Below are 21,224 nucleotides of genomic sequence, written 5' to 3'. Positions count from 1 at the left end.
TTAACAGGGGTCAAAAGATTCTAACATTTTCTTTCCTATCTTTTAAAAAAGCTAATTTCTCCCTCAGGCTTTCTAACCCTGTTCGGGATAATACAGAAGTGAAAACAATCTCTTCAGAATTTTCGTATTTCTGTAAAACCTCTCCCTGTGCATCTACTAACTGAGAATGACCATCATATTCAATCCCATTGCCATCTGTTCCAACTCGATTTACTGCCAACACATAGCACTGATTTTCAACTGCTCTTGCAGGAACAAGAATGTCCCAATGCTTAATTCGTCTTGTCGGCCAGTTCGCATTATACACTAAGAGGTCATACAGTGGTTTCCCGTCTTTCCCAATACCATTTCTAGCACCTTCAGGAAAACGAAGATCAAAACAAACCTGAAGTTTTATCCTCCAACCTTTGAATTCTAAAATCTTCTCAGTCATCCCGGGACTGAAAACTTTTTCCTCGCCGGCAAGTGAAAAAAGATGCATTTTGTCGTATTTTTCTAACTGTCCATTAGGAAATACTGCAACCATCCGATTATAAAACAGACCTTCCTCCTCTATTATGAGAGAAGCTATCGTAAGACAATTGTATCGTGTACTTACCGTCTTTAACCAATCAACCCCTTCTGATTGGCTCATCGTTTCTGCCAACGGTTTTGCGTTCATCGTAAAACCGGTATGGAACATTTCAGGGAAAAGTAAAACATCTACATCTGACAAATCGCTTCTCTCGAGCAAATTCTCAAAATGCTCCAGATTCTTACATTTATCTTCCCAGAATTGTCTGGATTGAACACCCGCTACTACTAAATCTGACATAATATATCTCCAGCTTTTAAAAGCGTCTCTTCATCCTTTGCAAAGCATAGACGCAGGTAATTTGAAAAAGGTTGGGAAGTATAAAAAACAGACAAAGGAATGGTTGCCACGCCTTTCTCTTTTGTCAACCAGATCGCATAATCGACATCTCCCATGTCAGTAACACCTGAAATATCGACTACCTGAAAATACGTCCCGGAACAGGGCATTAACTTCAATGAGGATTTACTCAAACTATTCGACAAAATCTCTTGCTTGGCTCTGTAAAATCCGGCAAGTTCTTTTATGTCAAAAATCTTTAGATATTCTGCTATTGCAGATTGGGCAAAATGGCTTACTGAAAAGACCAGGAATTGATGCACTTTCAAAATCTCTTTCATAATCTTATCCGGCGCTGTAAGATACCCAACTTTCCAACCTGTGGCATGCAATGTCTTACCAAAAGATGAAATACAAATTAATCGGTCAAAAAGTTGAGGATAGTAATTAAAGCTTACGGGCTCGCCTAAAAAATTAATGAACTCATACACCTCATCTGCAAGAATGAAACAATCCGGATACTTTTCAAGAACACCTACCAGACTATCCATTTGCGATTTGGGAAAAACAGTACCTGTGGGATTATGCGGATTATTAACAATAATCATACGTGTTTTGGGAGTCAAAGCATCCTCAATCGCTCCCACATCTAATCTAAGTTCATTATCCAAAGACACATGAACTGCCTTTGCCTTTACAAGATCAATCGCCGGTCTGTAGCAATCATACGCAGGGTCAATGATCAATACCTCATCCCCCTCATTAACGAGAGCCTGAACAACCGTAAAAATTGCTTGCGTTGCTCCTGCTGTAATTAAAATATCCCCAGCACCAATCTTCCGCTGATATTCCTGATCAACCACTTGCCTAATCTGCTCACGTAATGTAAGAAGGCCTTGCATAGGTGCATATTGATGAACATTTTGATGGATGGTGTCGGCTAGAATTCTTTTAAAGTCTTCCGACACCGGAAAACCAGGAAAACCCTGTGACAGGTTGATTGCACCTGTCTCTGCCGCCAGAGCGCTCATTTGTGTAAATATAGTTGTTCCTACATTAGGAAGCTTTGATGTCAGTCTCACTTTTGTATCTTTGATGTTTTATTTGGATAAAGTTAAAATGAAAAAACGAATTTTAAATTTACTGACAGTATCATTCTTTTTGTTGACTGCCTGCAACTCAAAAAATGAGCTATGTACTTGTATCGAAAAAGGAGATGAACTCAATCAATTCTCGAGCGAGCTATTGGAAAGTGAAACAATTACTGGAGAGCAGGAAGAGAAACTCCAGTTACTTAGAGAAGAAGTAGATAAAATTTGTGATCAGTTTAAAGAAATGGGACCTGAGCGATTATATGAACTCAGAAATGAATGCGGAAATTTCCCTGAACCCTGATCCAGAAATTACTTTCCGGAAACTTCAGCTATTGCAGCCATTTTCAACTGCTTGATCATACTCACCAAACCATTTGCACGTGTAGGTGAAAGATGTTCCTGCAATCCGATTTCTTTTATGAACCCTAAATCGGCCCGGGCAATATCTTCAGGACTCTGATGGGATAAAACACGAATTAACAACCCTATTATACCCTTTGTGATAATCGCATCAGAATCAGCTGTAAAAACCATCTCTCCCCCCTCTTTTTCTGCATGTAGCCAAACCCGACTCTGACAGCCCTTAATAAGCCTGTCATCTGTCTTATATTTTTCGTCAATCAATGGAAGTTCTTTCCCGAGCTCAATAATGTATTCGTATTTATCCATCCAATCATCGTAAACTGAAAATTCATCAACGATTTCTTCTTCTATTTCTTTAATTGTCTTCATTTCTTCCTTTTACTTCAGCATTCCTACCGCTCTGTTTAGAGCATTTATCATACTATCTACTTCCTCTTTCGTATTATAAAAAGCAAATGACGCTCTTATCGTTCCGGGGATTTTATAAAAATCCATTATGGGCTGAGTACAATGGTGACCTGTTCGCACAGCAATTCCCATCTTATCTAACAATGTCCCAACATCATAAGGATGAGTCCCTTCGATTAAAAAGGAGATGACACTGGTCTTGTTCTTCGCTTCTCCGTATATTCTCATACCCTCGATTTCCAACAATCTGCCAGTAGCATACTCCAACAACTCTGATTCGTACTTTTGAATAGCACCCATATCCAGCGTCTTAATATACTCAAATGCTTTTCCAAGACAAATTCCACCTGCAATATGTGGTGTCCCTGCCTCAAATTTATGTGGCAAAGTATTATAGGTGGTTTTCTCAAATGTCACTGTAGCTATCATGTCCCCTCCACCTTGATAAGGAGGCATCTGATTCAACAACTCTTCTTTACCATATAAAATTCCAACTCCCGTCGGACCAAAAACTTTATGTCCTGAAAGGGCAAGAAAATCACAATCCATATCTTTTACATCCACTGACATGTGCTGTACACTCTGCGCTGCATCTATAAGAACTTTAGCCCCTACTGAATGCGCCCAATCAATCATTTTCTTAACTGGATTAATGGTTCCCAACGCATTTGAAATGTGCGTAACAGCCACCAACTTTGTTCTTTCCGAAAGCATTTCTCTATACGCCTCAATATCCAACTCCCCGGATTCAAACATCGGTATTACCCGAAGTACACATCCCTTTCGTTCACAAAGCATCTGCCAGGGAACGATATTCGAGTGATGTTCCATCGCAGAAATAATAATCTCATCTCCCTCTTTCAACAGTTCTCCAAAAGAGAAAGCAACCAAATTTATACTATCGGTTGTGCCCTTGGTGAACAATATTTCGTTGGAATTACTTACTCCAAGACAACTTGCTATCAATGCCCGTGCATCTTCATAAGCCTGAGTTGCAACCTGACTTAAATGGTGTACTCCTCTATGAATATTTGCGTTGTATTTTGAGTAGTACGCAGTAATCGCATCCAATACAATCTGTGGTTTTTGTGCAGTTGCTCCGTTATCAAAGTAAACCAACTGTTTATCCCCAACCTTTTCCGAAAGAATCGGAAAATCGTTTCTAATCGCATATACATCAAACACATCAGACATAGCTCTTCTTCTCTTTTTTGCAAAGTTACAAATCAAATACGAGCAACATGAATATTTGAACGGAAATAGAATTTATAAGCCCCCTTATCTACTTATTTTATAGTTTTACACCCCTTTTCTTTGAGAATTATTAAGTAAATTGCGTCCAAAGATTACGATACAATGATTGTCAAAATAAAAAACACATCCGAACACGGACTTCCGGCTTATGAAACACCTCTTTCTGCCGGAGTTGACTTACGAGCAAACAGCACGCACCCAATTACATTACAACCCATGGAAAGAGCATTGGTCAAAACCGGTTTTTTTCTGGAAATCCCTGCCGGTTATGAAGCTCAGGTGCGACCAAGAAGTGGTTTGGCACTAAAAAAGGGGATTACAGTTTTGAACTCTCCAGGCACTATTGATGCAGACTACAGAGGTGAAATAGGTGTTATTCTCATCAATTTATCCAACGAATCTGTCACTCTGGAAAATGGAGAGCGTATTGCTCAACTGGTATTTGCTAAAGTAGAACAGGCAACTTGGGAAGTGACTTCCGACTTATCAGAAACGGAACGTGGTGCAGGGGGATTTGGCAGCACCGGAATAAAATAAATTAACGACTTAAAAACGAAATTAAATAGATGAAAATTATTGTTCCAATGGCCGGTAGAGGTAGCCGTTTGCGCCCTCATACATTAACGACTCCCAAACCTCTCATTCCTGTGGGAGGAAAACCAATTGTTCATAGGCTTGTTGAAGATATTGCAGCTGTTTGTAACGAGCCAATAGAAGAAATTGGTTTTGTTATCGGGGATTTTGGTAGTGAAGTTGAACGGGAACTTATTGAAGTGGCTGAAAAGCTAGGTGCCAAGGGGCATATATTTCACCAGACAGAACCACTAGGAACGGCTCATGCGGTTCTTTGTGCCGAACCTTTGCTTAATGGCAAAGTCGTTGTTGCTTTTGCAGATACTTTATTTAAAGCCGACTTTACCATGGAAGACAACGTTGATGGTGTGCTTTGGGTAAAACAAATTGAAGACCCCAGTTCTTTTGGAGTAATCAAAATGAATGAAAACAAAGAAATAATTGATTTCGTAGAGAAACCACAAACTTTTGTTTCCGATCTGGCTATGATAGGAATTTATTATTTCAAAAAGGGAGAAGAACTAAGAACCGAAATTAATTATCTCATTGATAACAATATTATCAAAGGAGGTGAGTATCAGCTTCCGGATGCTTTAAGAAGATTAACTGAAAAAGGTACTAAATTTAAGCCGGGAGAAGTTTCAGAGTGGTTAGACTGTGGAAACAAGAACGTCACTGTACACACCAATCAGCGAGTACTGGAGTACGACAGAGAAAAAGGGTTGTCCACAATTAGCAATCACGCAAATATTGTAAATTCAGTCATTATCCCTCCTTGCTTTATCGGAGACCATGTAACCGTAACAAATAGTGTGATAGGACCCCACGTCAGTCTTGGAAGCAATTCAAAAGTAAAGAGTTCGGTCATCTCCAATTCGCTGATTCAAAATGGTACGGAAATTGATTCTTCCAACCTAAAAAATTCAATGATCGGAAATTATTGTAAAGTTACCGGCAGATCAAGCGATCTTAGTATTGGTGATTATTCAACAAGTAAAGAATGAAATTTTTTTGGCATATAACTCTGTTTCTTTGTTTCCTCTTATTTGCAGGAAATACAGCTCTTGCACAGAAGAAAAAGCGAGATAAGAAGAATAAAACGGAAGAGCGCATACGTGAAGAAGCGAAAGAATCTGCCTTAACACTTCCCGGAGATCGGACTCCTTATAAGGCTAAATTTTATGAAGCCCTCCGATTAAAAACTGTAGGGGATTATAATGGTGCAGTCGCTTTGTTTGAGGAATGTATAAAAATGAACCCCAAAGACGATGCAGTACTGTACGTACTTGCCAATTTTTATGCAGGGAACAGACAAACAACAAAAGCCAAAAACTATATCGAAAAAGCATACAGTATCGACCCTGACAACATTTGGTACCTCGAACTTTTAGCATATATCCAGCAAAATTCAGGAGACTATGATCAAGCAGAAGAAAGTTATAAAAAGCTTACGGATATAGAACCTTACAATCTTGACTGGCTTTATTATTATTCAGAAGCACAGTTATATAATAGTAATATCAAAGGAGCCATTTCTACTTATGACAGGATGATTACAGAAGCTGGACCCATTCCTGATCTTGTTCATCGAAAAATTGAAATGCTGGTAGATCAGGGGGAGACCGAAAAAGTTGTCACTGAACTACGTGGACTTATGAATGAGTATCCCGATTCTCCCGAGTATGCTGCTATGCTTTTGGATTATTACAAAAATCTGGGTAAAGAAACCGAGATTATCAGTCTTCTGGATGAGATGCTCGAGAAAGATCCAAACAATCCTCATACGCTGCTCGCAATGGCAGATCACTATAATTCAAAAGGGGATAAGCAAAAAACATATGAATATTTAAAGAAAGCGTTCGCTAGTCAGGCGTTAGAGATTGATTCAAAAATAAAGCTCTTGATAGATATTCATGATAATCAGAATCCGATCGATCAGGAAGCCTTTGAATTATTGGAGATTTTGATTAAAATGCACGGTGCAGATGCTAAAACCTATTCTATTCAGGGAGATTTTTTTCTAAAGAATGGTAACAGACTGGAAGCTTTGGAAGCATTCCGAACTGCCCTCCAATTTGATAAAACCAAATATCCGATTTGGCATGAAACCCTTTATCTGGCTTTTATGCTAGGGCAATACGAAAATCTCTATCAGGATAGTAAAGCAGCTTTGGAGTATTTCCCAACTATCTCCAATATCTATTTATTTGCCGGTGTTGGAGCATTATCAACCGGGAGAACTGACGAGGCGATTGAATACTTAACAATAGGGAAAGATTTCGTGGTAAAAGACAAATTACTCTCTGCTGAGTTTGATTTTTATCTTGGTGAAGCGCACATGGCAATTAAAGAATATGATGAAGCCCTTACTCATTATGAAAATGCGCTATCAGAGGATCCTTCCAATGCTGTTTATCTAAACAACTTCGCCTATAAATTAGCTGTTCATAACGTACATCTCGACGAAGCTCTGAAAGCCATACAATCTGCGGATCGAATAAGTCCTGACCAGCCTAATTTTCTTGACACTTATGCCTGGATATTATTCAGAAAATCAGATTATAGTGAAGCTCTTGTGAAAATAAAAAAAGCATTTTCACTTTCCCCTAAAAGCGCTGTTATAGCAGAACATTATGGTGATATTCTTTTTAAACTGGGAGAGAAAGATGAAGCTAAAGAATTATGGTTAACTTCGCGCGATTTAGGAAACAAAGATGAAGTGCTGGAGAGAAAAATTGAAACAGGTGAATATTATGAACGCAATCCGTAATAATCACTTCAAATGGATTGTAGTAGCCGGGCTTGTATTGATTTCATGCTCCAAAAAAAGTTTGGACAGCGGATTCGGAAAAATTGAAAGAAAGCGCACATCAGAACTTGTTCAGCATTTAGAAGAATTATCAAAAGCAGAGTGGGACTTCTTATCCACCAAAATTGCTATACGCTTTTCTTCCCGAGAACAAAAGCAAAGTTTCAAGACCACCCTGAAAATGAAAAAGGACAGTGCGATAAATGCAACCATCACTTTTGCTGCTATCCCTATAATCAACTCTGTTTTAACTTACGATTCACTAAAAGTTGTCAACAAAAAAGACAAGTGTTTTATTTTGGCTGATCTGGATATTCTGAAGGATAAATTTGAAATTCCATTTGACTTTCCTCAGGTTGAAGAATTATTATTAGGACTTCCTCTTGCCTGGGAAACAGACGAAAAATATCACCAGTTAGATGACCTGAAACATTACGTTATTAGCTCCCATAAAAAACGCTTTATCAACCGTCGGGAAAGCCGACCTGAAAACAATATTCTCATCAGATACTTTCTACATCCTCAAACGTTGGATTTGGAACAAATAGCACTGGATAGTCCGCAGGATACCTTATCTATACGGATACAGTTTTATGATCGCTATACAGATATGGGAATTCCACTTCCGCAGAGAACTGAATTGGAAATCTTTACTCCACGAGATACAATTGCAGTAGAAATGAAATTTCAAAAACCCGAAACAGAAAAGGAAAAGGTCATATTTTTGACTATTCCTGATAGCTATGAAGAATGTAACTAGTTACATATTGTTTTTATTCCTTTTTACTCTCTCTCCTGTTTTTTCCCAACAGAAAAGTGAGAAACTAAAAAAAGAGCAGGCACAACTTGAAAAACAGATTCAGGCAACTAAATCATTGCTGGAAACTACAAAAAAAGGAACTGAAAAAAGTTTTCAGGAATTACAGCTCACAGAACAGAATATTCGTTTTCGGGAACAATTGCTGGAAAATATTGATCAGCAAATAAAAGCTACTGACAACAGGATTCAGGATATAGAATCTTCAATAGTTTCTCTAAACACAAAAATTGAAAGCTTAAAAGAGCAATACCGGGCAATGGTTTTCTACGCCTATAAAAAACGAAATAAGTACGACCGCATTATGTTTATCTTTTCCAGCGATAATTTTAATCAGGCCTACAAAAGAATGGTTTATCTGGAAAAAATAAAAGAAATCCGGCTTCGTCAGGTGCTTCTTATCCGACAAAATCAAGATCTGCTTGCAAAGGAAAGTATAGAACTAAATGATCAAAAGCAGGAGTCTTTAAAGCTAGCGAGTACAAAGCGTGCAGAAAGAGAAGCGCTTATAGCTGACAAAGAGAATCAACAGCAACTCTACAATGAATTTAAGTCCCGCGAAAATGAACTACTTACCAAACTAAGAGAGGAAGAACGAAAAAAGGCTGCATTACAGGCAGAAATTCAAAAAGCAATAGCACGTGAACTGGAGGAAGCTAGAAAAAAGGCTGAAGCAGAACGTCTTGCCCGCGAACGCGCGGCAAAAGAAAAAGCTGAAAAAGAGGGTGGAGTAGCTGTTGTTCCTAAAGAAAATGTAAATGATGCCGCTGAAAAATTTGGACTGACACCTGAAGCCAGATTAATCGGTACCGATTTTACTACAAATAAAGGAAAGCTTCCTTATCCTGTAGAAAGTGGAACCATTACTGAAAAATTCGGAAAGAATCCCCACCCTACAGTTCCTCACATATATACATACAATAATGGTGTTGATATAAGTACTGCCAAAGGAGCTAATGTCAGAGCTGTTTTTCAGGGAGAAGTTACCTCTGTTTTAAGTATTCCCGGAGCTGGTAAGGTAGTGATTATTAAACATGGAAACTATAGAACGGTGTACTCTAACCTTCAGGATGTCTACGTGGATAAAGGCACCAAAATCTCTGTAAAACAGGTTATAGGGACATTGCTCCCCCAAGGAAATATATCAATAGCGCACTTCGAAATTCATGAAGTAAAAGCTAACTCAGTAGAAAAACTAAACCCTTCCTACTGGTTAAGTAATTAAAAAAGCTGCCCCGTCAGAGGCAGCCTTTTAGGTGTAGGTTAGGGTTACATTGAACTAAGCTGATTTTGCCAACTCTCCATGATTAAGAAGTATAAGGTCTTTTACTTCTATTTCTGTAGAGTAGTGACTTTTCCCGTCTTTTCCGCGAAAAAAACGTGATCTCAATTTACCCTCGATCGCTATTCTTGCTCCTTTATGAGCAAACTCTTCAAGAACTATGGCCCATTTTCCCCAGGCAACTATTTTGTGCCATTGATTTTCTGTTTCGACTTTTCCTTCCAGCCCCTTGCGATACTCCCGGGTTGTCAAAGCAAAACGTGCCATTTTCTTTCCTGATGGTGTTGTAATTACAGCCGGGTCCTTTGTAAGGCTCCCAATCAGGTGTACATGATTCACTGGTGTATTCATAATCGGTAAGTTTTAAGGTTAATTTTTCTTTCCTAAAAGCAATACGTCTGATGCCTCGATTTCCGTAAAGTACTTCTTATCGCCATTTTTGTCATCATAGCTCCGGGTAATAAGTTTACCCTCCACCATGATTTCCTGTCCTTTACTGACATAGCTTTCAAAAATCCCTGCAAGTTTTCCCCACGCAACAACGGTATGCCATTGGGTATTTTCAACGCGTTCGCCACTTTTGTTTCGATATGACTCACTTGTTGCTAATGTTAAACGCACAAATTTACGTCCGTTTTCAAAATTTCTAACTTCAGGCTCAATTCCTGTACGTCCAACTAATGCTACTTTGTTTCTTAACGTGCTCATACTGTTAATTTTTTTGATGTTAGTTAATTTCAACACGTCGAGTGAGTTGATCATCAATCGACACTGCAAAGTTGAGACAGTATCAAGAAGCTTTTCGTTTATTAATTATTTGTATACGGAAGTTATTCGTTTGAAATCATTTAAAAAATGGTTTTATACCTGATAATAAAAGACTTAATCTTAAATAAAGTTTATATAAGATGAGTAATTCAATAGGAAAATAGTAGGTAATAAAAACATTTAACGCCTTCAGAAATGATCTGAAGGCATTAAAATACAGGTATGAAAACTAACGGTTTGGCGCTAGGCAATTTGGTGCTTTCTAACACGTGTGTACGTGCGCCATTTTGCTTAGCGCTTGTTATGGGTATTTTTTAATCAAGGAAATTGAAATTCGATATATCAATATCCTGTGTATATTGTTTCGGTTCTCCTTTTTCATCGGTGAAATTTACCACGATGACCTTTTCTAATATTCTAAATTTATAATGGTCATATTCAAATGAATACTTTGGCATGGCAAATGAAGCTATATTACTTCTCCAGTTTGATTGATTTTCCTTAAACCAACTGGACAATGCTATAATTTCCGCTGAATTTGGTTTGAGCATTATACATCCTGAATTTTGAATTGAATCTTTAAGTGGTTCTGTCCAATATTTCTTCTGATCCATGATGCATATCTCTCTAGTTTCATCAATTATCAGATTCAAATTTTCACCACAACCAAACAATAGCAACCCCATCAGGAATATTGTGATTATTGAGAACCTTGTTTTCATTTCGATTTCATTTTTTTTAGCTTATTACCCATAACGGCCACTTGTATGAGCAGTAGCGGTTTGCGTGCTACAAACTTATCAAATTATGATGAAATTTGAGCGGATTGCAGACCTTAAAATTTAGCACTTTTGCCGCTATTGCTTATACAAATTGTTGTATGCCCGTGCTTTCTGCTTTCAGGGTCAGCGTGAAATGCTCTTTTGCAATTTTTGGTCTGGGGGCTAGGTTGTGCGAATTGCAAATGTGCATTGAATTAGGGTTGGAAAAACCATTTATAAGTTTTATTTTTGCATACTATAATTATCATGTATTATCAAATTTAGATGGATCAGAGATTACTAATTGAAGAAGGCGATTTTTTAAATTTATATAAAAGTTGGGATGCTCCAACTGTTATAATTTCAGATGGTCCATATGGTATTGGTGGCTTTCCTGGTGACCCAAAATCAGCTAAAAATCTTGGAAAGGTTTATGAACCTTTCATTAAGGCATGGGCTGAATCATCAACTCCTAATACAACTCTTTGGTTTTGGAATACTGAACTTGGTTGGGCAAATGTTCATCCGGTTCTAGAAAAATATGGTTGGGAGTTTGTTAATTGCCATATTTGGAATAAAGGTAAAGCTCATATTGCAGGAAATGCAAACACAAAAACTTTGAGAAAATTACCAGTAGTGACTGAAGTTTGTGTTCAATATGTATTAAAGCCAGAGTTTGTTATTGATGGAAACAGCTTAAGCATGCAAGAGTGGTTAAGATATGAATGGAAAAGAACAGGCTTACCATTATCTAAAACCAATGAGGCTTGTGGAGTGAAAAATGCTGCAACGAGAAAATATTTCACTACCTGCGATTTATGGTATTTCCCACCTAGTGAAGCTTTTGAGAAGTTCACAAAATATGCAAATGAAAATGGTAAAGTTGAAGGCAAACCATATTTCTCTTTAAATGGAATCGATCCTATTTCAAAAGATGAATGGGATAAAATGAGGGCTAAATTCAAATGCCCTTTTGGTGTATCTAACGTATGGGAACACCCACCATTAAACGGTAAAGAACGCTTAAAAAACGGCTCAAAATCATTACATCTCAATCAAAAACCATTAAAATTAATGGAAATAATAATTGACATCTCTTCTGATATAGGTGATGTAATATGGGAACCATTTGGAGGATTGTTTTCAGGTGCTATTGCAGCTCACAATTTAAACAGAGTTGCTTATGCGTCTGAAATAAATGGAGAAATATTTAAGCACGCTGAAAACAGGGTGAAATCTATTTTAGATCAACCTAAATTAAATCTTTTATTAGATCAATAGTGTTTGTTTTAGAATCACTAATCAGTTTTGCCCATTCTTTTATCCTATGACCATGCAATTTTGATTCTAGTACTTTAGACTTAAATTCTTCCATGCTTTCATGTTGAATTCTATCCATTTTTGCAAAGTTAGTATCCAAACGATATGGGTATTTGCCAAGGAGACCTTTTAATTTGGTTTGGTATTCAACAGTCGGTTCATATACTTTCCCATTTGCCCCCCAACTTAAAATATCTTTCTCTGCTTTTTTGAGTAAAGAAGAATCACCTTGAAATTTATAACCATTTGTATTTGTTTGTTGCAAATTTGAAGTTCTTGAAGAGGTATCTTCTGGCTCAAAAACTAAGTAATCAGGAGGTCTGTGATAATGACTATCTCTAGCACTTGCTAAGCTTTTAGCAGAACCAACCCAAACATCAATTAAAACAGGCTTACCATAAATAATATATTCAGGTAACCATGCCACAAGAGCAACATGAGTTTGATCTTGGTCAAAATGATTAATACTGTCTTTAAATCTGGCAGTAATCTCTGTAGCAAGAGGAAACCATGTCTTAATTTCTATTCCTGGTTGCGGTTCAATTTTACCATCAAAAATAGTGTCAGGAAATCCTGGGTCTTGTCTTTTCCACTCTCCAAGCCCTTTCCAGTCAAGAGTATTTAATTCTTCACAAACTTTAAACTCAATCATATTTCCTACTAAAGGCGAAAGCTTAGAAACTGTTTTAGCAAGATGTTCAGCATATTCAAGTGTTGGTGGTTTTGTTATATCAACTACATCCATTTGTGAGCCAACTAGTGACTCTAAATGCTTTCCTGCTAATTCAAGTATTTCTTTATAAGTCATTGAAGATCTCTGATAAATTAATTTCAAGTGCATTAGCAACTTTTTCAATATTTATCAGGGTTATGTTTTTTTCTGCCCTTTCTATCATACCAATATATGTCCTATGAAGCCTAGCTTTTTCAGCAAGTTCTTCTTGTGACATGTTGTTTTTCTTTCGATAGTCTCTTATTCTGTCACCGAACCTTTTTAGTATATCTGAATTTGAATCCATTGCTAATTGTAGTATGTACAAAGCTAATTATAGTCTTCTTTTTGTACTACATACTAAAGTTAGCATTTCAGTCAGGGAGTCGGGTAGAAATAGCTCTTTTGCAATTTTTGGTCTGTGTGTTGGAAAGTGCGAATTGGAAATGTGCTTTTGTGGGCTGGTTTCAGCATGGCATACAACTCAGTTATACATCTAATCTGCTAAGATTTAAACTTTAAGGCGTAAACTGATTTATAGGAGTCCGGATTCTGGAAAAAAGAATCTAGTTCTTCTCTGGATTCTTTTTCTACAAAAGACATAAGAGGTTGCTCTACTTCAAACAATCTTACAATTGACTTCCTGATTTTATTATCCCACTCCTTATAATAGGTATCAAAATCATCTGGTTTAATTACTTTTCTGCAATTAGCAGAGCCACAACTAACCTCCATAGGGTAAGTCAGGTTAAAAATCCCATATTCGTCAGTAATCTGTTCTCCTTTTTGGATATCACGAATAGCTATTTCAAAACCATATCCTGTACTTATTGTATTGCAATTGCAGCAATGATTTACATACTTTGCAAAATCCCAGCTAATTATACGGTTCCCATTCTGATCAATATAGGAATACTTCTCTATAACTTCTTTTACTTCCTCAGAATGCAACAGGTAATCGGTAGGAGTAACCACTAACTCCAAAGAATCTTTTACGTATACAATTGTTCCTTCGGGAATATCATCAGTTGCAAATACGCCATATCCCACATGGTCATCAATGAACCTCAGTTCAGTTTTTGGATGAATCATAAAACCATCAATTTACTAATTAATGCCCCCTCGGCCTCATCCCTTTTAGTAGGTGACTATCGCTTACTCAGCAGTACTCAATTTTTCATCGAATTTATAGTATTTTCTATTTCAAAAATCAATTTCAATAAAAAATTTAAGCCTGAATATAAAACACTGAAAAGCAAGCAAAAAAGACACTTAATCTACCAATTCCAAACCATTGTCTTTCCCTTTATCTATCGCAGGGATTCCGTCTACCATCCATTTAGGTGCAGGCTTGTTCAACAAATAATGATCGAAAAATTGCTTCATCCGTATACTTAAATCTCGTCGGTTAGATTCCTTCATCAGGTTATGTTTGTCGCCGTTGTAATTTAACAACCAAACGGGTTTATTTAATCGACGTAATCCCATAAACAACTCTATTCCCTGATACCATGGAACAGCACCATCATTATCATTGTGCATAATTAAAAGAGGTGTTTTTACATTCGGAAGACCAAATAACGGTGAGTTTTCTACATAACGTTCCGGTTCTTCCCAAATGGTTCCTCCAATACGACTTTGCGTTCTCTCGTACTGAAACATCCGGCTAAAACCACTTCCCCATCTAATTCCTCCATAAGCAGAGAACATATTTGCCACCGGAGCACCAGCCATGGCAGCCTTATATCTATTCGTCATAGTTATGAGTTGCGCTGTCTGATAACCTCCCCAACTCTGCCCCTGAAGTCCCATTCTTCCTGAATCAGTAAACGGATATTTCTTTAAGACATAATCTGTCCCGGAAACAATACAATCGTAAGCTGACTCTGCTGGATTCCCTGCATCATACCTGATATCCGGAATGAATACGACATATCCTGATGAAGCGTACTCCGTAGGAAAAATAATGGACGCTGTTGGTCGGGGAACCCAATGCCTGTGTAGGTTATCACTATTCAATTCATAGAAATACACCAATAGTGGGTACTTTTTCTTTGGATCAAGATTTTCCGGTGTATAGAGCAATCCCTGAAGCCTCTTTCCTGAAGGGGTTTTCCATTTAATCAACTCAACATTCGCCCAATTATAGTCCTTTTGTTGCGGATTCGTATGTGTTACCACTTTAGGGTTTGTGAACTGTACATCTGTCACCCACAGCTCCGGATACTCGCTTACCGTTGATCTTCGATAGGTAACTACATCACTTTCCTCTGACTTATTAAAACCAAATAGAGCCGCATTGTCCTCCATTCGCTTTACAAGATTCCATTGCTCATCAATGGTGAAAATTGCTTCTTGCTTTGTTTTATCATCCTGAGACTTGATCCACACCCGATGTGGGTCGTAATACAAACTATCTTTATCCCATTGTATTACTTCATAATTTTGAGGATAACTCTTTTCCGAAGCAATTGAAATATTCCGGTAAGATGTCCCATTATACCGGACTCTGTATAGATCGTGTTTGGCCATTAGCCAAAGATGTGTTTTGCTGTTTTCCCAATACACTTTATTAATCGCAGTAGGTTTGTATGGTTGTCCATTATTATCCTCCAACCAATCTGCATCAAACCCACATGTCAGACAATTGATCTTATCGGCAACAAAATCATGTAACATGTACTCTTCCTTTTTGGAATCAAAATACACTGCTTTTGTTCCTTCCGGATCTAAATGCAAAGACTCTGTACATCCTTCTAAAAACAATTGTGGTTCAGTGTCCTCAATTCGTACAAAATAGTAATCATTTTTCCAGGGAAAACTCCACCCGGACTCCCATCTGTAACGCTCATTACTGGAAAGTAAAAAGTGTCCTGTACGATGTTTACTAAAAGAAACCACCTGCATCGAGTCACTTTCTAAAATTCCTAACTTTCCGGTTTGCCAGTCATAGAAACTGAGGAAATTTTCTTTTTGTTTTCTTTTTAAACTCACCAACTGTTGGGGTTGAATTTCTTCATCTTGCCATCCCCATACATCTACTTTTACCTTCTCATCCTCTGTTAGTGTATCTTTTTGCTCTCTTTCAGGAAGCGGAGATGTCCCAAAGAATAATCGATCGGCATCCTCTGCAAACATAAGATTACCATACTCACTGGGACCATGACCTTTAGGCATCCCTCTAAATAAGCTGTCAATCACTAATTGAGGCTGATCCGTTTCCAAATCAGTAATAAATAGTTCGAAATGTTTATTCTTTTCAACAGTATCCCTGCTCGCCAAAAAAGCAAATTTACCCTCTCCGGAGTTCCAAACCATCCTACCTACAAAAGTAAAAGGTCCGAAAAATTGATTTTTTGAAGGGTCTTTCAGATTACGAACATCTAACGTGTACACATCTTTACCTTCTCTTTTCTGGTGTGTAACAAAACTTATATAGCTTCCACTATCACTAAAATGATAGTCCGTAACATCCAATATTTGTTCTTTTTCATACGTAATCGGGTTGAATAAGGTAACCAATTTTCCTTTTGAATCAGGTCGTTCCTTTCCTTTCTTCTTTCTTTTCTTTTTTTTCTTCTTCCCTTTTTCAAGAGGCAATTCATTTGAATTCGTTCGGTACATTAACCAATCAGAAAAAGAAGAGACTTTAACATCCAGAAGATCTGCAAGATAAAATGATGTATCCTGCCCTGGAATATGGATCCACAAAGTGTCCTTTGGAAGTTTTTCCTTTTTTACCTTTTCGATTTCCAATTTCCGAATTGTATCAAACTGTGGTCTGATTTTGGCAACAAAGAACAAATCATTATTTCCAATTTGAAAATCATATCCACGTACTAATGTATCTGCGTCAGTACCATTCAGGTTTTTGTAGCTTAAAAAACCATCTCCTCTATAAGGGGCTGTTTCAAAAAATAGTATTTTTCCCGATCGGGAAACTCCGGTATTTTTCAACGACTTCCACTCATCGTATTGCTCATGCGTCAACTCTGCTTTTTGGGAGAACCCTGGTAAAGCTGTAAAAAAAGATAAGACCAACAACCACTTATTCATTCTAAGGTACTTTTCGCTAAAAATACACAGATTTCGCTGAACGCAAAAGTCTGTTTAAGAGACTTCATTAAGTATAAATACCGAAAAACAAAAACAATCTGCTTATTATACTGTTTTATCTTGTAAAATCAATTGTTTGTCTATATATTTGAGTTGTGTAACCCAAAACTAGGCACAAAATAATGTTGGTGGAAATTACCATGAAAAAAATTATTATCGGAAAATGGTATGATCTTGGGACTATCGAAATCGCCTATCTGGATGGTGCTATATACTATGCCCGACTAAAAAAAGACGAAACAATGACCTTGGATTGTCTAAGAAAATCTATTGACTTTCGTAAAGAATATGGTATTGAAGATGCTTACCTTATTCTTGAGTTCGGGGAATTTTCAACTACAGACCTAGATACACGCCTGTTTTCAATGAACAGAACAGATGAACCTTTTAAAGCCGAAGCTTTTATCACCCGAAATCTGGCACAGAAAATAATTGTAGACAATTATGTAAAACTTAACAAGAGAAAAATTCCGTTTGCGCGATTTGACTCTTCCGATGAAGCCTTCTCATGGATTGAAAGTTTGAAAAAATCGGAAAAATCAGCGTAAATTCGCGATTCATGAAGATAAAGTTAGTCTGTGTAGGAAAAACAGGGAAAGATTTTCTGGAGAAAGGAGAAGAAGAATACATAAAACGATTAGTCAAATATGTCCCCTTTGAAAAAATTGAAATCCTGGATATAAAAAATGCGAAAAAGCTTACCCACGAACAAGTAAAAGAACAGGAAGGAACTGCAATTCTTAACAAAATTCAATCAGGTGATCATCTTGTCTTATTAGACGACAAGGGTAAGATGTATACCTCTGTTCAGTTTGCAGACTACTATCAGAACCTATTCAACAGGGGAATAAAAACAACTGTTTTTGTAATTGGAGGTCCGTATGGTTTTAGTGAAACCGTATATCAAAGAGCCAATGAAAAGCTGTCTCTCTCCAAAATGACTTTTTCACACCAGATGATTCGTCTTTTTTTTCTGGAACAAACGTACAGAGCAATGACGATTCTTCGGAATGAGCCATATCACCATGAATAACAAGGTCATAACTTTATTTCAAATCAGAAATAATCCGGTGTAAATCTTCGTGATTTTGTATCACTAAAAAGTCTTTTTTCCCCTTTTCCATTACCTGTTTTCCTCCAATCGCCAATACTCCGGAGTAAAACTCTCTCACCTTTCGAACATGCTCATCAAGTGCATTATCATCTGCATTTACCACCCAGGAAGTCACCAAAAAATCAGGTTGGATCTGTTTTACAATCGCCTCCAGTGCATCCAAAGGAACTGATTGTCCCAGATAGAAAACTTTCCATCCCTCCTCTTTTAGAATATAATGATAAAACAACAGTCCCAACTCATGCCATTCATGCTCTGGAAGATAAAGTACAGCTCTACGTTCGGGATTTTCTACTTTCGTCCTTACCTTATCAATGGAAGCGATAATCTTCTGACGAATTAGGTGGGCTACAAAGTGCTCCTGTGCAGGATTAATTGTGCCGACAAGCCACATGATACCGATTTTGTCGAGAAAAGGAATAACATAATGTGAAAATGCAACCTCCATCCCTTTCTCTTTTACCAGATCATCAAAGACCGAATTAAAAAGGGTTTCGTCTAATCGTAATAATGAAAGCACTAACTGCTCAACAGAACTGTTTTCAAGTGATTTATTATATAACTTCTGTACTCTTGACGACCGTTCTTCCGGTGTCATTTCTGCTATAAAAGAAATCTTTAATCCACTATTAACCAGAACTGAAACTAACAATATTGTTTGTAGATCTTCATCTGAATATGTTCTTACATTCGTATCGGTACGACAAGGTTCCAACAAGCTATAACGCTTCTCCCACATACGTATCGTATGCGCCTTGATCCCCGTTAAACTTTCAAGATCTTTTATCTTGTACTCTGCCATACGGTTAGAACAACCCTCCGTAGATTAAGTTCACAAAAAATTAGTCCCGATCAAAAAATAGTTGATTTTAGCGTACTTCTCCCCCCGGATTCATCTCCTTTTCCGGAGAAACAAAAGCAAGGTTTCCGTTAGCGTCTTCTGCCATCAAAATCATTCCCTGAGATTCAACTCCTCTGATTTTTCTTGGAGCCAGATTAAGTAAAACACTAACTGTCTTTCCAACAACCTCTTCTGCTGAATAGTGCTCAGCGATGCCAGAAACGATCGTTCTTTTATCAATTCCGGTATCGACTAAAAGTTTTAGAAGTTTATCCGCTTTAGGAACACGTTCCGCTTCGAGGATTTTACCCAATCGAATATCCATCTTGACAAAATCATCAAAATTAATAAGCTCTTTTTGTGGTGTCATATCGCTCGCTTTATCAGCATTTAATTTTTGTGATGCTTTCAATTTCTCCAACTCCTGTTCAACAAATTCGTCGTCAATCTTACCAAATAATATGGAAGGCTTGTTTATCATATCACCTTCCTGTAAAAGATTCATGCGTCCGGCTTCTGCCCATTTCAATTCCGACAGATTTAAGAAGTCGGCAATTTTATCCGCTGTACCCGGCAAGAAAGGACGAAGAACAACAGACAAATTAGCTGAAATCTGTAATGCAATGTTCATAATTGTTTTTACGCGCTCAGGATCTTGTTTTACCAGTTTCCATGGCTCCGTATCGGCAAGATACTTATTTGCCATACGTGCCAGATTCATAGCTTCACTTTGAGCTTCCCGAAACTTATACCTATGAATTAGGGTAGCGATTCGCTCTGGAACCTGTTTTACCTCAGCCATAAGCTTTTTGTCTTCCTCTGTTAATTTTCCCTGAGGAGGAACTGTCCCTTCGTAGTACTTATGAGATAATACCAAAGCCCGGTTAATGAAATTACCAAGAATATCAGCTAACTCATTATTTACGCGCGCCTGAAACTCTTTCCAGGTAAATTCAGCATCCTTCGACTCCGGAGCAATAGCTGTTAGGGTATATTTCAATTCATCCACTTTATCCGGATGATCCGCTAAAAATTCGTGCAGCCACACTGCCCAGTTTCGGGATGTTGAAAATTTGTCTCCTTCCAGATTTAAAAACTCGGAAGCAGGAACGTTATCCGGAAGGATAAACTCGCCATGAGCTTTCAGTAAGATAGGGAAGATGATCGCATGGAAAACAATATTATCTTTTCCTATAAAATGAATCAATTTTGTATCTTCATTTTTCCAGTAATCTTCCCAGTTCTTCCCTGTATCTTCTGCCCACTGTTTAGTAGCTGAAATATAACCAATCGGTGCATCTAACCAAACGTATAATACTTTTCCGTCAGCACCTTCGACAGGAACGGGAATTCCCCAGTCAAGGTCTCTTGTCATTGCACGGGGTTTTAATCCCCCGTCGATCCAGGACATACACTGACCTATTACCTGGTTTCGCCATTGTTTAGGATCATGATGCTGTTTCCCTTCCAACACACCCTCTTTAATCCATCCTCTCAACCATTCTTCATGCCTGTCCATTGGAAGGAACCAATGAGAGGTTGATTTCAACACAGGACGCGATCCGCTCAACGTTGATATCGGGTTAATCAACTCAGTGGGACTTAAAGTCGTCCCGCATTTTTCACATTGATCTCCGTACGCCCCCTCACTGTTACAATTCGGACACGTTCCGGTTATGTATCTGTCCGCAAGGAATTGTTTGTATTCCTCGTCATAATATTGTTCTGTAGTTTCCTGGATAAACTGTCCTTCATCATCCAGTTTTTTAAAAAAATCCTGAGCTGTTTTATAATGTAGCGGAGCAGATGTCCGGTGAAAAATATCCAGAGAAATATCAAAATCTTTGAATGCTTTCCCTATAATGCCATGATATTTATCTACGATTTCCTGAGGAGTGATACCTTCTTTTTTTGCCCGTAGGGTAATTGCAGCTCCATGCTCATCGCTCCCGCAAATAAAAGCTACATCTTCATCATTCATTCGCAGAAAACGTACAAAAATATCAGCCGGTAAATAAACCCCGGCAACATGACCTAAGTGTAATGGACCATTAGCGTATGGTAGCGCCGCTGTAACTGTATATCTGGTTTTTTGCATGAACTATCGGATTAAAACGACAAATGTAAACAGAATTATGA

22 protein-coding genes are annotated in these 21,224 nt (G+C 37.7%); 9 read left to right on the top strand and 13 right to left on the bottom strand.

Annotated elements, in window-relative coordinates:
• Positions 1-10: 10 nt before the first annotated feature.
• Positions 11-814 (bottom strand): nitrilase-related carbon-nitrogen hydrolase, encoded by an 804-nt coding sequence (locus ABDZ97_RS03200; RefSeq protein WP_343785041.1) that lies wholly within the window; start codon positions 812-814, stop codon positions 11-13.
• A complete protein-coding gene (locus tag ABDZ97_RS03195) occupies positions 802-1,935 on the bottom strand; it encodes a methionine aminotransferase (RefSeq protein ID WP_343785039.1) in 1,134 nt (377 codons plus the stop codon). Before ABDZ97_RS03195 ends, ABDZ97_RS03200 begins: the two co-directional genes overlap by 13 nt.
• A gap of 37 nt (positions 1,936-1,972) precedes the next feature.
• Between ABDZ97_RS03195 and ABDZ97_RS03190 the strand changes: the two genes are divergently transcribed.
• Positions 1,973-2,248, top strand: a complete 276-nt coding sequence (locus tag ABDZ97_RS03190; RefSeq protein ID WP_343785037.1) for a hypothetical protein — start codon at positions 1,973-1,975, stop codon at positions 2,246-2,248.
• An 8-nt stretch (positions 2,249-2,256) separates the two neighbouring features.
• Here the strand turns inward: ABDZ97_RS03190 and ABDZ97_RS03185 are convergent, their stop codons facing one another.
• Both ABDZ97_RS03185 and ABDZ97_RS03180 read right to left on the bottom strand, forming a co-directional pair.
• Positions 2,257-2,679 (bottom strand): SufE family protein, encoded by a 423-nt coding sequence (locus tag ABDZ97_RS03185; RefSeq protein ID WP_343785035.1) that lies wholly within the window; start codon positions 2,677-2,679, stop codon positions 2,257-2,259.
• Positions 2,680-2,688: 9 nt separating this feature from the next.
• Positions 2,689-3,903 (bottom strand): aminotransferase class V-fold PLP-dependent enzyme, encoded by a 1,215-nt coding sequence (locus ABDZ97_RS03180; protein WP_343785674.1) that lies wholly within the window; start codon positions 3,901-3,903, stop codon positions 2,689-2,691.
• A 171-nt stretch (positions 3,904-4,074) separates the two neighbouring features.
• Between ABDZ97_RS03180 and dut the strand changes: the two genes are divergently transcribed.
• The 5 genes from dut to ABDZ97_RS03155 are packed head-to-tail and all read left to right on the top strand — an operon-like array spanning position 4,075 to position 9,396.
• Positions 4,075-4,509 (top strand): dUTP diphosphatase, encoded by a 435-nt coding sequence (gene dut / locus ABDZ97_RS03175; RefSeq protein WP_343785032.1) that lies wholly within the window; start codon positions 4,075-4,077, stop codon positions 4,507-4,509.
• A gap of 29 nt (positions 4,510-4,538) precedes the next feature.
• On the top strand, positions 4,539-5,549 hold the full coding sequence (locus ABDZ97_RS03170; protein WP_343785030.1) for a sugar phosphate nucleotidyltransferase: 1,011 nt from the start codon (positions 4,539-4,541) through the stop codon (positions 5,547-5,549).
• Positions 5,546-7,315, top strand: coding sequence for a tetratricopeptide repeat protein (locus ABDZ97_RS03165; RefSeq protein ID WP_343785028.1), 1,770 nt, complete (start codon positions 5,546-5,548; stop codon positions 7,313-7,315). Before ABDZ97_RS03170 ends, ABDZ97_RS03165 begins: the two co-directional genes overlap by 4 nt.
• The gene (gene lolB1, locus ABDZ97_RS03160; RefSeq protein ID WP_343785026.1) at positions 7,299-8,114 is read left to right on the top strand and encodes a lipoprotein insertase outer membrane protein LolB1; all 816 of its coding nucleotides are present in this window, start codon (positions 7,299-7,301) and stop codon (positions 8,112-8,114) included. The genes ABDZ97_RS03165 and lolB1 overlap by 17 nt, the downstream gene beginning before the upstream one ends.
• Positions 8,098-9,396 (top strand): murein hydrolase activator EnvC family protein, encoded by a 1,299-nt coding sequence (locus ABDZ97_RS03155; RefSeq protein ID WP_343785024.1) that lies wholly within the window; start codon positions 8,098-8,100, stop codon positions 9,394-9,396. The genes lolB1 and ABDZ97_RS03155 overlap by 17 nt, the downstream gene beginning before the upstream one ends.
• Positions 9,397-9,450: 54 nt before the next feature.
• On the opposite strand, the gene ABDZ97_RS03150 is transcribed toward ABDZ97_RS03155, so the two are convergent.
• From ABDZ97_RS03150 to ABDZ97_RS03140, 3 genes are all read right to left on the bottom strand, one after another.
• A complete protein-coding gene (locus tag ABDZ97_RS03150) occupies positions 9,451-9,804 on the bottom strand; it encodes a single-stranded DNA-binding protein (protein ID WP_343785022.1) in 354 nt (117 codons plus the stop codon).
• An 18-nt stretch (positions 9,805-9,822) separates the two neighbouring features.
• Complete coding sequence (locus tag ABDZ97_RS03145; protein WP_343785020.1) at positions 9,823-10,161, bottom strand: single-stranded DNA-binding protein; 339 nt, start codon at positions 10,159-10,161, stop codon at positions 9,823-9,825.
• Between the two features lie 374 nt (positions 10,162-10,535).
• Positions 10,536-10,943: a hypothetical protein gene (locus ABDZ97_RS03140; protein ID WP_343785018.1), complete on the bottom strand. Its 408-nt coding sequence runs from the start codon at positions 10,941-10,943 to the stop codon at positions 10,536-10,538.
• A gap of 324 nt (positions 10,944-11,267) precedes the next feature.
• Here ABDZ97_RS03140 and ABDZ97_RS03135 point away from each other — a divergent pair, with 324 nt between their 5' ends.
• Positions 11,268-12,263, top strand: coding sequence for a DNA methyltransferase (locus ABDZ97_RS03135; protein WP_107820675.1), 996 nt, complete (start codon positions 11,268-11,270; stop codon positions 12,261-12,263).
• On the opposite strand, the gene ABDZ97_RS03130 is transcribed toward ABDZ97_RS03135, so the two are convergent.
• From ABDZ97_RS03130 to ABDZ97_RS03115, 4 genes are all read right to left on the bottom strand, one after another.
• Positions 12,235-13,137 (bottom strand): hypothetical protein, encoded by a 903-nt coding sequence (locus ABDZ97_RS03130; RefSeq protein ID WP_343785014.1) that lies wholly within the window; start codon positions 13,135-13,137, stop codon positions 12,235-12,237. The genes ABDZ97_RS03135 and ABDZ97_RS03130 overlap by 29 nt on opposite strands.
• The gene (locus ABDZ97_RS03125; protein WP_107820677.1) at positions 13,100-13,321 is read right to left on the bottom strand and encodes a helix-turn-helix domain-containing protein; all 222 of its coding nucleotides are present in this window, start codon (positions 13,319-13,321) and stop codon (positions 13,100-13,102) included. The genes ABDZ97_RS03130 and ABDZ97_RS03125 overlap by 38 nt, the downstream gene beginning before the upstream one ends.
• A gap of 197 nt (positions 13,322-13,518) precedes the next feature.
• The gene (locus ABDZ97_RS03120; protein WP_343785010.1) at positions 13,519-14,106 is read right to left on the bottom strand and encodes an SET domain-containing protein; all 588 of its coding nucleotides are present in this window, start codon (positions 14,104-14,106) and stop codon (positions 13,519-13,521) included.
• Between the two features lie 180 nt (positions 14,107-14,286).
• Positions 14,287-17,070, bottom strand: a complete 2,784-nt coding sequence (locus ABDZ97_RS03115; RefSeq protein ID WP_343785008.1) for an alpha/beta hydrolase family protein — start codon at positions 17,068-17,070, stop codon at positions 14,287-14,289.
• A 200-nt stretch (positions 17,071-17,270) separates the two neighbouring features.
• Between ABDZ97_RS03115 and ABDZ97_RS03110 the strand changes: the two genes are divergently transcribed.
• Together ABDZ97_RS03110 and rlmH are read left to right on the top strand one after the other, a co-directional pair.
• Positions 17,271-17,678: a DUF7793 family protein gene (locus ABDZ97_RS03110; RefSeq protein ID WP_343785006.1), complete on the top strand. Its 408-nt coding sequence runs from the start codon at positions 17,271-17,273 to the stop codon at positions 17,676-17,678.
• 11 nt (positions 17,679-17,689) lie between these two features.
• On the top strand, positions 17,690-18,163 hold the full coding sequence (gene rlmH, locus ABDZ97_RS03105; protein ID WP_343785003.1) for a 23S rRNA (pseudouridine(1915)-N(3))-methyltransferase RlmH: 474 nt from the start codon (positions 17,690-17,692) through the stop codon (positions 18,161-18,163).
• Between the two features lie 13 nt (positions 18,164-18,176).
• Here the strand turns inward: rlmH and ABDZ97_RS03100 are convergent, their stop codons facing one another.
• A complete protein-coding gene (locus ABDZ97_RS03100) occupies positions 18,177-19,046 on the bottom strand; it encodes a MerR family transcriptional regulator (RefSeq protein ID WP_343785001.1) in 870 nt (289 codons plus the stop codon).
• A 67-nt stretch (positions 19,047-19,113) separates the two neighbouring features.
• The gene (gene metG / locus ABDZ97_RS03095) at positions 19,114-21,183 is read right to left on the bottom strand and encodes a methionine--tRNA ligase (RefSeq protein ID WP_343784999.1); all 2,070 of its coding nucleotides are present in this window, start codon (positions 21,181-21,183) and stop codon (positions 19,114-19,116) included.
• Positions 21,184-21,224: the final 41 nt, after the last annotated feature.

This window comes from Wandonia haliotis, from assembly GCF_039523435.1.
In the GTDB taxonomy this organism is placed as follows: Bacteria; Bacteroidota; Bacteroidia; order Flavobacteriales_D; family Crocinitomicaceae; genus Wandonia; species Wandonia haliotis.
Note: the sequence above shows the minus strand (reverse complement) of the source record. Positions and strands in the feature narration are given on the sequence as shown.

Coding starts and splice junctions, on each gene's coding strand:
- ABDZ97_RS03100 (WP_343785001.1), bottom strand. CDS start 19,046: ATGGCAGAGTACAAGATAAAAGATCTTGAAAGTTTAACGGGGATCAAG.
- ABDZ97_RS03135 (WP_107820675.1), top strand. CDS start 11,268: ATGGATCAGAGATTACTAATTGAAGAAGGCGATTTTTTAAATTTATAT.
- ABDZ97_RS03190 (WP_343785037.1), top strand. CDS start 1,973: ATGAAAAAACGAATTTTAAATTTACTGACAGTATCATTCTTTTTGTTG.
- ABDZ97_RS03140 (WP_343785018.1), bottom strand. CDS start 10,943: ATGAAAACAAGGTTCTCAATAATCACAATATTCCTGATGGGGTTGCTA.
- ABDZ97_RS03165 (WP_343785028.1), top strand. CDS start 5,546: ATGAAATTTTTTTGGCATATAACTCTGTTTCTTTGTTTCCTCTTATTT.
- metG (WP_343784999.1), bottom strand. CDS start 21,183: ATGCAAAAAACCAGATATACAGTTACAGCGGCGCTACCATACGCTAAT.
- rlmH (WP_343785003.1), top strand. CDS start 17,690: ATGAAGATAAAGTTAGTCTGTGTAGGAAAAACAGGGAAAGATTTTCTG.
- ABDZ97_RS03115 (WP_343785008.1), bottom strand. CDS start 17,070: ATGAATAAGTGGTTGTTGGTCTTATCTTTTTTTACAGCTTTACCAGGG.
- ABDZ97_RS03110 (WP_343785006.1), top strand. CDS start 17,271: ATGAAAAAAATTATTATCGGAAAATGGTATGATCTTGGGACTATCGAA.
- ABDZ97_RS03155 (WP_343785024.1), top strand. CDS start 8,098: ATGAAGAATGTAACTAGTTACATATTGTTTTTATTCCTTTTTACTCTC.
- ABDZ97_RS03150 (WP_343785022.1), bottom strand. CDS start 9,804: ATGAATACACCAGTGAATCATGTACACCTGATTGGGAGCCTTACAAAG.
- ABDZ97_RS03120 (WP_343785010.1), bottom strand. CDS start 14,106: ATGATTCATCCAAAAACTGAACTGAGGTTCATTGATGACCATGTGGGA.
- lolB1 (WP_343785026.1), top strand. CDS start 7,299: ATGAACGCAATCCGTAATAATCACTTCAAATGGATTGTAGTAGCCGGG.
- ABDZ97_RS03170 (WP_343785030.1), top strand. CDS start 4,539: ATGAAAATTATTGTTCCAATGGCCGGTAGAGGTAGCCGTTTGCGCCCT.
- ABDZ97_RS03145 (WP_343785020.1), bottom strand. CDS start 10,161: ATGAGCACGTTAAGAAACAAAGTAGCATTAGTTGGACGTACAGGAATT.
- dut (WP_343785032.1), top strand. CDS start 4,075: ATGATTGTCAAAATAAAAAACACATCCGAACACGGACTTCCGGCTTAT.
- ABDZ97_RS03125 (WP_107820677.1), bottom strand. CDS start 13,321: ATGGATTCAAATTCAGATATACTAAAAAGGTTCGGTGACAGAATAAGA.
- ABDZ97_RS03185 (WP_343785035.1), bottom strand. CDS start 2,679: ATGAAGACAATTAAAGAAATAGAAGAAGAAATCGTTGATGAATTTTCA.
- ABDZ97_RS03200 (WP_343785041.1), bottom strand. CDS start 814: ATGTCAGATTTAGTAGTAGCGGGTGTTCAATCCAGACAATTCTGGGAA.